This window comes from Streptomyces sp. NPDC050264, from assembly GCF_040655895.1.
GTDB lineage: Bacteria > Actinomycetota > Actinomycetes > Streptomycetales > Streptomycetaceae > Streptomyces.
In genome coordinates, this window is sequence record NZ_JBFAKV010000027.1 from 1 (window position 1) to 13,701 (window position 13,701).

Consider the following 13,701-nt stretch of genomic DNA (forward strand, 5'->3'; position numbering starts at 1 on the left):
GAGGCCGACCACGGGTTCGTCCACACCGAGGTTCTTCAGCTTGGCCGTCAGCTGGAGGAGTCACTGCCACAGCTCCTGTCCATCATCGACGCCGTCACCGCAGGCGACCCCGACGCCGCCGACGCGGCCGCCGAGGCGCAACTGGCCAGCCTGATCGACCAATTGCGCATGACCGAAAGACTGCCGTTGCACTGAGCACGATCCGGCCGAGGATCCTGGGGCTTTCAGCAAGCTCCGCCGCCTCGGTCCTCAGGGTTCTTTGCGCACGTTCTGATACACCGCCGCAGGCAACAACCGGTTCAGGCAGTCCGAACGGGCGTTGCGGCACCTTCGAGAGTTTCGCGACAGCCTGCAAGTCCCGTCCCCCGCGCCAGCGCATCAATCGGGTTCGACGGCCGAGCTGCCCGGGATCCTCACCATGACGACGGGCACCAACTCCCGTTCGCAGGCGGTGATGTGCCGTGCCGTCATGTGAAGGGACTCCCTCCACCGGGATCGTGGGTGAGCCTCGGGAAAACTCCACCCGCGGCTCCACCCATGGGCCCAGGTGTGTACGGGCGCGTGGCGACAGGCTAGGTGCATGACCACGACCGACTGGATCACCGACATCGCCCTCCTCCTCGTCGTCTTCCGGCAACTGCGAGAAGGCCGCCTGGACATCAAGTCCTACCTCATCCCGCTGGGGATCGTGTCCTACGTGGCCCAGACCTATCTGAGCAGCGTGCCCACCGCGGGCAACGACCTGGTGCTGATCGGCACGCTGGTCGCCATCGGCGCGGCGCTCGGCATAGCGGGCGGCGTCTACACCCGTATCCGCAGTGCCGGCGAGCATCTCTTCATCAAGGCGGGCGCGGTCTCCGCCGTCCTATGGGTGCTGGGCATGGGGGCACGCATGGGCTTCCAGCTGTGGGTCGACCACGGCGGCTCCGACAACCTGGCCCGGTTCAGCGCCGCCCACCAGATCACCACGGCGGACGCCTGGGTGGCCGCGTTCGTGCTGATGGCGCTCACCGAGGTGGTCACGCGACTTGCCACGATCTACGTCCGCAGCCGCATGGTCACCCGTGCACAGCAGCCGGCCGTGGACGGGCAGGGTGCGGTGGCCACCGCGGACCAGGCACTCTGAGACGGGTTATCGTCGCGCCGTGTTCGTTTCTGACAACTTCTGCGCCCCTGGGCCGTCTTCCGAACGGGAGTCCGGCCCTCGGGCCGTGCTGCCCCGGCGCGACGCCCCTCTCCAGTGGGTCATCACCCTGGTGATCATCGTCATCGCGGTCTCCACCGTCCGGCCGGTGGGCGTCAGTGGCCGTGGCCTTGCCGTGGCCGTCCTGCTCGTGCTCAACTCCGTCGCCCTGATGGCCAGACATCTGCCGCCCGGTTTCCCGCCCCGGGCCGGCCTGGCCTGGCTGACCGCCGGTGTCGTGGCGGCCGCCGCCCTGTTGCAGGTGAGCACCAGCGGTTCCGGCTATCTCTACGCCTACTTGCTCGTCGGCCACGCCGGCTACCGGCTCACTCTCAAACCGGCCCTGGCGGTCGCGGCCCTGTCCAGCGTGTTGTGCGGCGGTGTCCTGTACTTCTACCTCGGCCCCGGTCACCAGGTGCTGACCTGGACCTTCGGCCTCGGAACCGGCGTCCCGGTGGTCGTCGGAATCCTGAGCCGCAGCAGACAACAGGCCGTGGAGGCGATGGTCGAGGCCGTCGAGTCCACAGCGCGGGCCGCGCAGGCCGAAGCGCAGGCGGCCGTGCTCACCGAACGCGGTCGCATCGCCCGGGACGTCCACGACGTGCTGGCGCACTCACTGGCCGGGATCAACATGCATCTGGAACTGGCGGACGCCCTGATCGACACCGGCGACCTCGACAAGGTCCGCGCGGCGCACGACAAGGCGCACAGCATGGTCAAGGAGAGCTTGAAGCAGGCCCAGTGGACCGTGCACGCGCTGCGCGAGGACTCCCTTCCGCTGCTGGAGAGCCTGACCGCCATGGTCGAATCGTCCGGTCACCGTGACGTCCTCACGGTCACCGGAACCGTCCGCGAGCTGCCGGCCCAGGTCACCCAGAATCTCTTGCGCATCGCACAGGAGGCGCTGACCAACGCGGCCCGGCACGCTCCCGGGGGCGAGGTCGGGGTGGAGTTGGTCTTCGACGCCGGGTCGACCGCGCTCACCGTCCGCAACGGGCCCGCGACCGGCGAGGTGAGCGCCGGTGTGGGCAGCGGAATGGGGCTGATAGGAATGCGCGAACGCGTCGCTCTGCTGGGCGGCACCATCGCCGCGGGTCCGCTCACCGAGGGACCGGACCGGGGCGGCTGGCAGGTGGAGGCAGTGATCCCAGGATGACGACGAACGAACCGACCCAGGACGCGCAGAACTCGGAGAACCCGCAGCCTTTGAGGGTGGTCGTCGCCGATGACCAGGCCGCCGTCCGCGAGCCCTTGGCCGCGGTGCTCGACATGGCAGAGGACATCGAGGTCGTGGCGGTCGCCGCGGACGGCGCGGAGGCACTCGCCGCCGTCGCCGCCACACCGGTCGACGTCGTACTGATGGACCTGCGCATGCCTGTCATGGACGGGACCGAGGCGACCCGCCGGCTCAGCGAGGAGCATCCGGAGGTGGCCGTGGTCGTGCTGACCACCTTCGCCGACGACGACTCGATCCTGGCCGCGCTGAGCGCCGGGGCCCGCGGCTACCTGACGAAGAACGCGGGGCGCCAGGACATCATCCGCGCGATCCGGGCCGCCGCCGCGGGACAGGCCGTGCTCGACCGCGAGGTCCAGAACCGTCTCCTGGCCACCGCCCGCACGCGTCCGCCGACCGGCACACAACCGCTCCCCCCAGACCTCACCCGCCGCGAACGCGAAGTCCTCACGCTCATAGGCCAGGGGCTGCCCAACCGGGCCATCGCCGAGAAGCTCTTCATCAGCGAGGCCACGGTCAAGACCCACATCAACAACTTGTTCGCCAAAGCCGGGTTCCAGGACCGCGCCGACGCCGTCCGCCGCGCCATCGCGGCCGGCCTGGTGTGACCCGACCGCTCGGTTCCGGGTCGTTGGCACGCGCTACCGCGCCCCTGGGAACAGGTGGAGGATTGCGGCGAGTTGGCGCATGTGGTCGGACGGGTTGGTGCCGGAGTACGGGGTGACCGTGTCGAGGACGGCGCCGAATGTCGCAGCGGCGGCGGTGCGGCCGCTGGGGACACCAATACGGTGAGGCGTCCCCCGGGGTATGGACACAGGGGCTCATGCCGCGATTGAGAGTTTAGCTGCTCGCAGATGCTGCTGTTCGAACTCCACCGGTGACCCTCGAACTCGCCAACTGACGTACGCCATGTCTTTCCCCCTGTAGTTCAGTTGTCAAGTCGTTTGCTGACGGGCCAGGTTATGTCGCCGGACGTGGCGCAACCTGGCCGGGCACATACCGAGCCCGTGGGTCCGACCGCCCCGTTGCGGTCGGACCCACGGGCTCCTGCCCGCCGTGCTTACGGTTTGCCGGCGGCGCTGCCGACCTGTGGTGTGACGGGTCGCGCCGCGGGCTCGGGCGCCGACTTGGGCTTCCGGCGCAGCAGTCCGGTGGCGGCGAGCACCGCCACGGCGCCGACCCAGACGGTCCAGCCCAAGGGTTCGTGCAGGGCCACGGCGCCGAGGAGTACGGCGACCGCGGTCATCAGGTAGGTGACGGTGGAGGCCACCGTCGCGCCGTCCTTGATGATGAGTTCGAAGTTGAGGAGGGCCGCGAAGCCGGTGCAGACCACGCCCAGGACGATCACCGAGAGCACCGAGTCGGTGCGCCAGGTGATGGACTGCATGCCGAGGAAGGGCAGGACCACGGCGAGCATCACCGTGGCGAGGGAGAGCTGGCCGCCTGCCAGCATCAGCGGCGGGATGCCGCGGCCGACCAGGTACTTGCCCATGTAGGCGAAGCTGGCGCCGAAGCTGATGGAGCCGAGGAAGAAGCACAGGATGCTGGATCCGCTGCCGGTGCCCGCACCGTTCCAGGGCGAGGCGATCAGCGCGGTGCCTCCCAGGCCGAGCAGGACACCGGCCGCCTTGGCTCCGGTGACGCGCTTCTCGGAGCCGAGCAGCAGAGCGGCGGCCAGGGTCCAGATCGGGGCGCTGCCGTTGACTACGGCGGCCACGCTGCTGGAGCCGTCCATCTCACCCTCGGCGTACAGGGTCCAGGGAATCGCGTTGCCCAGGAGTGCGGCCACCGCGAGGTGCCCCCAGGTCGCCGCCCCCTTGGGCAGCCGCAAGCCCTTGGCGTATCCGATCGCGAGGATGACGATCGCGCCGAGCGCCAGGCGGATGAGGACCATCTGGACTGCGGAGAACCCGTATCCGGAAATCTTGATCCACATGAATACCGAGCCCCAGATGAGACTCAATGCGGCCAGCCGCGTATAGGTTGCCTTGGACATGGGTGTGCCCGCCCTCCGGGATGATGCGGTGATGTGGCGGTGTGCGCGCCAGCGGAATGAACCTGCCTCAGCGTGGCATTCGGCAGGCGCCGTGATCCAGCAATGTCTGGTGGGGGGGTACCGTCCACCGGACGTGGATGGTCAGGCGGCGCTGCGCGCGTCGGTGTCCTGTTCCGGCAGCCTCGGGGCCACCAGTTCGGTGGCGACCTCGCGCAACGCGTCCAGGACCGCGGCGATCTCCGGGGATGCCTGGCTGCCCTCGCGGACGGCGGCGAACACGTAGCGGCTGGGCGGGGTGTCGGCGAAGGAGCGGATGGCCACCTCGGGCCGGGGCGCGGGGCGGGCCAGGCGGGGCACCAGGGCGACGCCCAGGCCGAGTTCGACCGCGGACAGGGTGGCGTCCCAGTCGCCGATCGCGTGGGAGGCCTGGGGGGTGAAGCCGGCCGCGGTGCAGGCCGCCACCCCGATGTCGTGACACATCCCGGTGGTGGCGAAGATCCATGTCTCGTCGGCGAGGTCGGCCAGTCGGAGGCCGTCCTCGGCCGCCAGCCCATGCGAGACGGGCAGCGCCACGTCGAAGGGGTCCTCGCACAGGATGACCCGGTGGAAGCGTGGTCCGTCGCCGCCCGGGCTGTGGGCGGTGTCGGCGGAGATGACCACGTCGGTCTCACCGCGGTGCAGCATGGCGAAGCTCTCTGGCGGATCGGCCTCGGCCAGGGTGGTGCGCAGCAGCGGCCGGTCCTTCTTCAACCGGGCCACCGCGGGCAGGATGAGTGCGGACAGGGTCGTGGAGAACCCGGCCAGGGCGACTTCGCCGCACTCGCCGCTCTGGTGGGCCGCGAGTTCGGCCTGCATCTGCTCCATCTGCTGGAAGACCGTGTCCGCGTGGCGCAGGACGATCCGGGCGGCACTGGTGAGCCGCAGCCGGCGCCCGGCCGGCTCGGTCAGCTGCACACCCAGCTCCTTGCCCAGGGCGCTGATCTGCTGGGAGACCGCTTGCGGTGTCAGGTGCAGCGCCTGGGCGGCCGCGCCGATCGTGCCCTGCTGGCTCAGTTCTTGCAGCACGCGAAGTTTGCGCAGGTCAGGCACGTCTGACGTCCTCCGTAGGGGGGTGTCACGTGCAGCACCATGCGGGAACCTGCACGTCCAGCGCGATCAAGTGGTCACAATATGTTGCCTGTTGCGGGATCGATGATTTGGTTTACGAACATTTCAAGAACCTCCAGGTCCTCGTCGGTTCGTCCGCGAGGCCGGTGCTCGCCAGGGTAAGTGGGGTCCAGGATCACCGCCTGCGCGCCCCCGGCGGCGAGCAGGGCCAGGTCGTCGCGGATCTGGGACGGGGTGCCCTCGCCCAGAACCCGGGCGTTGTCCAACGGGCGCTGGGTGAGGCGCAGTTTGATCCGCGGGGCCAGGGCGGGCACCGGTCGTTCCTCTTCCTCGGCCGCCTGGCGCAGGGCCGGCACGCCGACGCCGAACAGCCAGTCCCCGGAAACCGATGTGGGGTGCCAGGCGTCGCCGTAGCGCACGGCCCGGCGCAGGGCCCCGCGGCTGTGACCGCCGACCCAGACCGGCGGGCCCGGACGCTGTACGGGCAACGGTCCGGTGTGCACCTCGCGGAAGGAGACGTGCACACCGTCGAAGGAGGCGACCTCGTCCGCCCAGCACTCCTTCATGGCGGCCAGGTATTCGTCGCTGATGGCACCCCTCTTGCGGTAGGGGACGCCCAGGACGGCGAACTCGCGTGGGGCCCAGCCCGCCGCGGCGCCGAAGGTCATGCGCCCGTTGCTGAAGCGGTCGATGTTCGCGACGATCCGCGCGGTGTGCACGGGAGGCCGGTACGGCAGGATCGCCACGGTCGTGCCGAGGCCGATGGTGTCGGTGGCCGCTGCCAGGTAGGCGAGGGTGGTGAGCGGGTCGTAGAACGGGGCCGGGAAGAGGTGGTTCACCTCAGGGGTGAGCGCCACACGGTCGGAGACCATCACGTACTGGAACCCGGCCTTCTCGATCCGCAGCGCCCACTCGACCAGGTTGTCGGGCGTGGCCTCAGGGCCGTAATTGGGGAGATTGACGCCGATCTTCATCAGGGGTTCCCTTCCGGGGGCCGGTGACAGAGGGCTCCTGCCGGGCGGAGGCAGGCAGGAGTAGTGAGAGGCAGTGCAGGAGGAGACCGGCCGCGGCGGCGATGGCGGCGAGGAGGGGCAGCCAGCGGGCGCCGAGCCCACCGGCCAGGGCCAGCCCGCCGAGCGCGGCGCCGACGGAGCCGCCAAGGTAGGTGGCCGAGCTGTTCAGGGCGACGGCCGCTCCTCCCGGGGCGTCCGCCGCGATCAGCCGGTGCTGCTGGGGGACCACAAAGGCCCAGCCCACGGCGCCCCACAGAAGGAGCGGCAGAGCGACGAGGCCGGGGGGCGCACCGCTGAACGGGAGCACGGCGAGAGTGAGGGCCAGTGCCGCCAGGAGCAGGCCGGACAGCAGGGCGGGACGGCCCAGTCGGTCTGCGACCGCTCCCGCGAGGAAGCTGCCGCAGACGCCGCCCAGGCCCCATACCCACAGGTACACGGTGAAGTCGGTGACGTGGGCGGTCCGGTGCAGCACGAGTTCCAGGTAGCTGTACAGGCCCAGGCTGGCCACGGTCTGGGTGAAGGTCACGCCGAGGACGAGCGCGGTCCGCGGGCGAGTGAGTCCGGACAGCCGGGCGCGCGGTGCGGGCACGGCGCCAGTGGCGACTTCGGGAAGCCGAAGGGCCAGGGTGGCACAAGCCAGCGCCCCGGCTCCGGTCACCAGCCACAGCGCGGACCTCCACCCCTGCCCGTCGGCCAGCAGCAGGCCGAGCGGGACGCCCAGCACGGTGCCGCCGCTCATTCCGCCGAGCACCAGGGCCGGCGCGCGCCCGCGCCGCTCGGCCGGGGCCAGCGCGGCCGCCGCGGTGGCCGCGTTCGGGCTGTACAGCCCGGCTCCCGCCCCGGCGATCCCCCGCCAGACCAGCAGCGCGACGTACGAACCGGCCAGTGCGCTGCCCGCGTTGGCGATGGTGAAGACCAGCAGCGCGACGATCAGCACCCCGCGGGCCGACAGCCGGGCCAGTGCGGCCGACGCAAGGACCCCGAGGCGGCCGTCGAGTACTACCTGTGCGCCGGCTACCCGCCCGCCGCGGTCCAGCACTATCTGCGCGGCCTCGCCAACGCCCGGCTCATGGACCTGCCCACGCGCCAGGCCCTCACTGAACCTCGACGCGGGACGCCCACGGTTCGGGGATTGCCCCGGGGCGTCGCTGGGGGCCTCGCGTCAGGAGGCCGGCTTGACCGTGGCCTTGGCCACCAGGAGAACCGCGAGCAGGCCGACACCGATGAGGACGTAGCCGGACGTGCTGAGGGCGCCGAGGGTGCCGAGCACCGCGACCCCGAGCGCGGAACCCGCCTGCCGGATGCCGTTGAGTGCGCCCTGGCTGGTGGCGGCGTACTCCGGCGGAGCGGAGACGGCCATGGCAGCGGCGGCTCCGGGAATGGACAGGGTGCCGGTCGCGGCCAGCGTCAGTTCGGCCGCGACGATCAGTGCCATCGACGGGTGCTGGCCGACGCAGAAGGACAGCAGCACACCGGAGACGACAGCGGCGGTCATGCCGGCCAGCAGGATCGGTCGCGGGCCGTAGCGCGCGACGAGACGCCCCGTGAAGAACGGCATCACGCATACGGGGAACGCGATCGGCAGAGAAGCGAGACCGGCCTTGAACGGCGTCAGATCATAGGTGTGCTGCAGCCAGACGGCGAACATGTACATTCCGCCGAAGTAGGCGAAGCAGGACACCGCGGCGGCGACCATGGCGGCGCGGACCTTCGGCAGGGCGAGCAGCGCCGGCGGAAGGACGGGGGACGAGACACGGCGCTCCACGACGGCGACCAGGCCGAAGCAGAGCAGTGCGGCGACGACGGCGGTCAGCGCGTACGCGGAGCCCCAGCCCTCGATGCCGGCTTCGACCAGGCCGAAGGTGAGCAGGCCGAGACCCGCGGTGGACAGGGCGAGCCCGGGGCGGTCCAGGGCGCGGGGGGCTCGCATCGGCGGCATGGGAAGCCGCCGGGCCAGCAGCAGCGCGGCCAGTGCGATGGGGGGGTTGACGAGGAAGACCAGCCGCCAGCCGCCGAGTTCGACCAGCGCACCGCCGAGTACGGGCCCTGCAGCGGCTCCCAGACCACTGAGCGCGGTCCAGGCACCGATGGCTCGGGTACGCCGCGCCGGATCGGGGTTGAGGTGGATCAGCAGCGCGAGGGAGGCGGGCACGAGTCCGGCGCCCGCGGCACCGAGCAGCGCCCGACCGGCGATGAGGGAGCCGACGTTGGGTGCCAGAGCGCAGACCGCGGACAGCACGGCGAAGAGGCCGAGGGCGCTGGCGTAGACGCGGCGTGCGCCCCACCGGTCGGCGACGACACCGCCGGCGAGGAGCAGCCCGGCGAAGACGACGGTATACGCGTCGACGGCCCAGGGCAGGGCGGCGGCGGCCGGGTGCAGCGACTTCTGCACATCGGGCACGGCCACGTTGAGGATCGAGGTGTCGAGCAGGACGAGCAGGTTGCCGGTGGCGATACCGGCGAACGTCAGCTTCGAACGCAGAGAGGACGGTGCGGGCGTCTCGGCGGGCGCCGCAGCCACGGTGGGTTCCTCCGGCGTGACGACACCGGTGGGGCGGGACATGGGGTCGGCTGTGGTCATGACCGCAGCGTGTCCCGGACGCTCCCTGGCCGGCGACGCCGCAAGTCCGATACCCCTATCGGAAAGTCCGATGACGCTTATGCTGGTGCCGTGGACTCTCGCTATCTGCGCGCCTTCGTCGCGGTCGCCGACCATGGCGGTATCTCCGCCGCAGCACAAGCCCTGGGATACGCGCAGTCCAGTCTGAGCGCGCAACTCAAGCGTCTGGAGGCGGACTTGGGGATGAGCGTACTGGTGCGGGCCGGCACCGGGGCGGTACTCACGGAGGCGGGCCATCGGCTGCTGCCGCACGCGCGGGAGGCCCTGGACCTCGAGGAGAGGATGCGCCGGGCCGTGCGCGGTGATCGGCCGCGGTTGCGGATCGGGGCTCAGGAGTCACTCGCGCACGCGTGGATGCCCGATGTGCTGGCGGCTCTGGAGTACGGCGCGGGTGGTACGGAGACCGGAGCGGACGTGGAGTTGACGGTCGCCAACCGTCGAACGCTGGAACAGGCCTTCGGCGCGGGCGAGCTGGATCTGGTGTTCCAGTACGACAACGGCATTCGGGCCCTTGGCCCGCACGCCGTGGTGGGGCACGACCGCTCGGTTCTGGTGGCGGCGCCGAGCCATCCTCTGGCACAGGAGGACGCGGTCACACCCCAGCAGATGCTCCGTTACGACTTCCTGGTGGCCGAGCCGGGCTGTACCTCGGAGATGCTCGTGGACCGCTTCGGGCGCGATCTGCTGGCCGGCGCCCAACTGGCCATGGTCCAAGGCTCGTTGTCCGCTCTGCTGCGGCTGGCGGGGCACGGCCACGGGGTGTCGCTCCTGCCGGAGCTCGCGGTCACCCGGGAACTGCAGGACGGCGAGCTGCTGGAGTTGCGCCTGGTCGAGCGGATCCGTCCGGTGAGCATCGTCGCGCAGTGGCGGCCCCGTCTCGGACCTGCCGAGCGGACTCTGCACGCTCTGCTCGAAGTGGCCCGCCGAGCGGACCCCTTGCCCGAGGTGACGCGCACGGCGCGAGCGGCGCGGGCCTCCTGACCGGGCCGCGCACCCCTCGACGCACGCACACCACGATGCCCGACGGACCGGGAGTTCCCCGGTCCGTCGGGCATCGTGGTGTGCGACGGTGCTCTGTGCGTCAGAGCCCCTGGTGGGAGTTGGCCAGTCGCTTCACCGACTCGGTGATCTCCTCTTCCGCCTCCGCACGGCCCACCCACTCGGCACCCGTCACGGACTTGCCGGGCTCCAGCGCCTTGTAGACCTCGAAGAAGTGCTGGATCTCCTTGCGGTCGAACTCCTGGCTTTATTCACGCGTTGTGAAGCCGGTTGTTCATGGGTTTGGAAGGCACCCAGATCCACGGTCGGGTGATGTTCACGAGTTTCGGCTCTGGTCCACTTGGTGTGGTCGCGTACGCAGCGTGACTGTCGATCTACTCGTGATGGTGGCTGAGAAAGCCCGAAAATCGCTCGGCCGGTGTGCTGTGTGGTCGACAGTGCTGCGCCGTGAACGAAGTACGGCCGCGACTTGAAGAGTTGCTGTTCTCCTCGCTGGAGCGTGTGTTGGTGGATTCGGTCGAAATGACCGACATGGCCGTCCGGGTGGAGGCCCTGAGCACGGCCCGGCAGGCGACTTGCCCGGGCTGCGGGCGGCTGTCAGGGCGAGTACATGGCTCCTATCTGCGGTTCCCCCATGACCTACCGACAGTGGGCAAGTCCGTCGTGTTGGCATTGAGGGTGCGCCGGTTCATCTGCGCGGAGGGCTCCTGTCCGCGCAAGACCTTCGCCGAGCAGGTGCCAGGGCTCACCCGCCGGTTCGGCCGGCGGACGGAACGGCTTCGATCGACGCTCATCTCGGTCGGCCTCGCGCTTGCGGGCCGGTCCGGGGCTCGCATGACGGACGTCTTCGGGGCGCCGGTCAGCCGGAACACCCTGCTGAGGTCGATCGCCTCGCTCCCGGATCCGCCCACGGCCACGCCCCGCGTGGTCGGGGTGGACGAATACGCCCAGCGCAAGGGACGGATCTACGGAACCGTGCTCGTCGACGTCGAGACACGACGTCCGATCGACCTCCTGCCCGACCGGGAGGCCGACACGCTCGCGGCCTGGCTCGCCGAACGACCCGGCATCGAGATCGTCTGCCGCGACCGCGCACCCTTCTCCGCCGACGGTGCCACCCGCGGCGCCCCGCAGGCCCTCCAAGTTGCCGACCGATGGCACCTATGGCACAACCTGGGCGAAGCCGCCGAGAAGTGCATCTACCGGCACCGCGACTGTCTGCGCCCCCTGCCGGAACAGCCGGAGGAGCTCCAGGAGAAGCCAGATCCGGCTGCGTCCTCGCCGTGGCCGACAGGGCACCGGTTCGCCGAACGCACCCGCGCCAAGCACGCCACCATCCACGCGCTCCTCGTCGCCGGACACAGCAAGCGGTCCGTCGCCCGGCAGCTCGGCATGACGCTCAACACGATCCTGCGGTTCTCCCGCGCCACCCCGGAGGAGATGTTCACCGGGCAGTGGCAAGACCGTCCGACCAGGCTCGACGCCTACAAGCCCTACCTCGATCAGCGCTGGCAAGAAGGCTGCACCAACGCCTGGAAACTATGGGAGGAGATCAAGGAACAGGGCCCTCCCCGCGGTTACGCCGGTGTCCGCGCCTACGTCAGCAGGAATCTCCGCGGCAAGCCCCGACCAGTCGGCCCCCGCCCGCCGTCGGCCCGCGCCGTCACACGCTGGATCCTGACCCACCCCGACACCCTGCCTGAATGCGACCGGATTCAGCTCAAGGTGGTTTTGGCCAGCTGCCCTGAACTGACTGCGCTCGCCGAGCACGTGCGTTCCTTCGCCTGCATGGTCACCGAGCTGCAGGGTGAGCGACTGCCGGAGTGGATCGAATCTGCACGAGCCGACGCCGACCTGCCCAGCCTCAGCCGGTTCGCCCAGCACCTCGAACGTGACCTCGATGCGGTCATCGCCGGTCTTACGCAGCCGTGGAACTCGGGTGTCGTCGAAGGCCACGTCAACCGGATCAAGATGCTCAAACGGCAGATGTTCGGGCGCGCAGGATTCGAACTCCTCCGCAAGCGGGTCCTGCTCTACGGACAGGGGGCAGCTCAGGAGTCTTCCTCAACCAGTCCGAACCCCTCGGGGAAGCCTTCCAAGAACTCGCGACGCGAGGGGTCGGTCTCCTCCGCAGCCATCGAACCGAGCAAGTCCGTAAACTCGCTTCGCTGATCATGCGACAGGTGAGACACCAGCGCAGCAGCACCTTCCAGGACCTTCACCGCGTCATCCGGGTCCATCTGCTCGTCCTCGCACCCCTCCACGAACCAGAGGACGTCGACCAGCGCCTCTGCCAGAGCGCGTGTCAGCGACGGATACCCGGACATAGAACGGCCTCCTCCACATCAACCGACAGAGCGCGGCCATCTCACCACAGGTCACTGACATCACCGCCGGTGAGCTCTCCACACCAAGTGGACCAGAGCCCGAACTCAGCGACAAACGACATCCGTGAAGGGACGCACAGCCAGTGCTTCCTCACGAGGCAGGCAGGACACCGAATATCCGAATATCCGATCCCCGGTCCGGTCATCGCTACCAAGGCACCGCACAGCGCGGACATGCCCTGGCCTCCGGCGGGCCGGTTCCGCGGCAGTGTCAGCGGCAGGAGCGGGGCTTGTCCTCGATACGGTCGTCGGCGACGTCTGCCGGGCCCCCGGTCGAGATCTCGGCCGAACTGTCCTTGACCACCTGTGTGACCTCAGGCTTGTCGATGGAGACTCTGCCCTTCTTCAGGGGCGGGGGTGTTCTTGCCGATCCAGGTGATGAAGGCGTACTTCTTCCGCGGCTCTCCCGGATGGGCCGGGGGCCCGGTGCCCGTGTGCCCGCATGGTCGGCTCGGTCAGGTCGGGGCCCCGCGTGCTTTCCCGGCCGAGCCCTATGTCACCCGCTCATTTTCGTGTCGTGCAGGTTCATGAGTGGCGTCTGGGCTGGAGGCCGCGTCCCTTGCGGAGCCACAGTGATGACGCGCCGAGGGCGCTGAAGAAGTCCCTGGGTCATCGGCTACGAAGGGAACACATGATGACGGTGGAGAGCAATGCACAGGACACCCGTGCCATTGCCGTACAGATCGCCGAGGTCTTCCAGGAAGTCCTCGGCGCGGTGGAGGTGCCCGACACGGCCGGCGGGTTCCTGGACATGGGCGGCGACTCGCTGACGGCCCAGCGCGCGGTGGCCCTTCTCAGCTCGCAGCTAGGTGTGCGAGTCACGGTCAGGGACCTGTTCCGGGCGCACAGCGCCGACGCACTCGCCCTTGTCGCCGCGCGCCGGCTGGCCTCCTAGCGGTCCCCGGTCCCGGCCCCCCGATCACACGTCCGTAGTGGCTCTACGCAGCGAATTCTCGAGAGGTGAAGACATGGTGGCGCAGACATATCGCGTGGTGGTGAACGGCGAGGAGCAGTTCTCGATCTGGCCGGAGGGGCGGGAGCTGCCCGAGGGCTGGTTCGACGAGGGCACCTCCGGCACCAAGGAGGACTGCCTCAGCCACGTCGACGAGGTCTGGACCGATATGCGGCCGCTCAGTCTCCGTCAGGCGCGGTGACCCGACAA

Annotated in this window: 12 protein-coding genes and 2 pseudogenes; 8 read left to right on the top strand and 6 right to left on the bottom strand. The window is 69.8% G+C overall.

Annotated features, from left to right (window positions below):
* From AB0J02_RS35460 to AB0J02_RS35475, 4 genes and pseudogenes are all read left to right on the top strand, one after another.
* Positions 1-195 (top strand): annotated as a pseudogene (locus AB0J02_RS35460) (hypothetical protein); the annotation flags it as partial.
* Between the two features lie 385 nt (positions 196-580).
* Positions 581-1,126, top strand: a complete 546-nt coding sequence (locus AB0J02_RS35465) for a hypothetical protein (RefSeq protein WP_363197961.1) — start codon at positions 581-583, stop codon at positions 1,124-1,126.
* 19 nt (positions 1,127-1,145) lie between these two features.
* On the top strand, positions 1,146-2,339 hold the full coding sequence (locus AB0J02_RS35470; RefSeq protein ID WP_363197962.1) for a histidine kinase: 1,194 nt from the start codon (positions 1,146-1,148) through the stop codon (positions 2,337-2,339).
* Positions 2,336-3,025 (top strand): response regulator transcription factor, encoded by a 690-nt coding sequence (locus AB0J02_RS35475; RefSeq protein ID WP_363197963.1) that lies wholly within the window; start codon positions 2,336-2,338, stop codon positions 3,023-3,025. Before AB0J02_RS35470 ends, AB0J02_RS35475 begins: the two co-directional genes overlap by 4 nt.
* Positions 3,026-3,477: 452 nt before the next feature.
* Here the strand turns inward: AB0J02_RS35475 and AB0J02_RS35480 are convergent, their stop codons facing one another.
* The 5 genes from AB0J02_RS35480 to AB0J02_RS35500 form a co-directional block, all read right to left on the bottom strand.
* The gene (locus AB0J02_RS35480; RefSeq protein ID WP_363197964.1) at positions 3,478-4,413 is read right to left on the bottom strand and encodes a DMT family transporter; all 936 of its coding nucleotides are present in this window, start codon (positions 4,411-4,413) and stop codon (positions 3,478-3,480) included.
* A gap of 141 nt (positions 4,414-4,554) precedes the next feature.
* A complete protein-coding gene (locus AB0J02_RS35485) occupies positions 4,555-5,502 on the bottom strand; it encodes a LysR family transcriptional regulator (RefSeq protein ID WP_363197965.1) in 948 nt (315 codons plus the stop codon).
* Between the two features lie 74 nt (positions 5,503-5,576).
* On the bottom strand, positions 5,577-6,494 hold the full coding sequence (locus tag AB0J02_RS35490; protein ID WP_363197966.1) for a TIGR03619 family F420-dependent LLM class oxidoreductase: 918 nt from the start codon (positions 6,492-6,494) through the stop codon (positions 5,577-5,579).
* A complete protein-coding gene (locus AB0J02_RS35495; RefSeq protein ID WP_363197967.1) occupies positions 6,457-7,572 on the bottom strand; it encodes an MFS transporter in 1,116 nt (371 codons plus the stop codon). Before AB0J02_RS35495 ends, AB0J02_RS35490 begins: the two co-directional genes overlap by 38 nt.
* Positions 7,573-7,695: 123 nt before the next feature.
* A complete protein-coding gene (locus AB0J02_RS35500; RefSeq protein ID WP_363197968.1) occupies positions 7,696-9,114 on the bottom strand; it encodes an MFS transporter in 1,419 nt (472 codons plus the stop codon).
* Between the two features lie 90 nt (positions 9,115-9,204).
* Between AB0J02_RS35500 and AB0J02_RS35505 the strand changes: the two genes are divergently transcribed.
* The gene (locus AB0J02_RS35505) at positions 9,205-10,134 is read left to right on the top strand and encodes a LysR family transcriptional regulator (RefSeq protein WP_363197969.1); all 930 of its coding nucleotides are present in this window, start codon (positions 9,205-9,207) and stop codon (positions 10,132-10,134) included.
* 100 nt (positions 10,135-10,234) lie between these two features.
* Here the strand turns inward: AB0J02_RS35505 and AB0J02_RS35510 are convergent.
* A pseudogene (locus tag AB0J02_RS35510) lies at positions 10,235-10,393 on the bottom strand (inorganic diphosphatase); the annotation flags it as partial.
* Positions 10,394-10,674: 281 nt separating this feature from the next.
* Between AB0J02_RS35510 and AB0J02_RS35515 the strand changes: the two are divergent.
* The 3 genes from AB0J02_RS35515 (at position 10,675) to AB0J02_RS35525 (ending at position 13,693) form a co-directional block, all read left to right on the top strand.
* Positions 10,675-12,324, top strand: a complete 1,650-nt coding sequence (locus tag AB0J02_RS35515; protein ID WP_363198038.1) for an ISL3 family transposase — start codon at positions 10,675-10,677, stop codon at positions 12,322-12,324.
* Between the two features lie 855 nt (positions 12,325-13,179).
* The gene (locus tag AB0J02_RS35520) at positions 13,180-13,434 is read left to right on the top strand and encodes an acyl carrier protein (RefSeq protein ID WP_363197970.1); all 255 of its coding nucleotides are present in this window, start codon (positions 13,180-13,182) and stop codon (positions 13,432-13,434) included.
* Between the two features lie 73 nt (positions 13,435-13,507).
* Complete coding sequence (locus tag AB0J02_RS35525) at positions 13,508-13,693, top strand: MbtH family NRPS accessory protein (protein ID WP_363197971.1); 186 nt, start codon at positions 13,508-13,510, stop codon at positions 13,691-13,693.
* Positions 13,694-13,701: the final 8 nt, after the last annotated feature.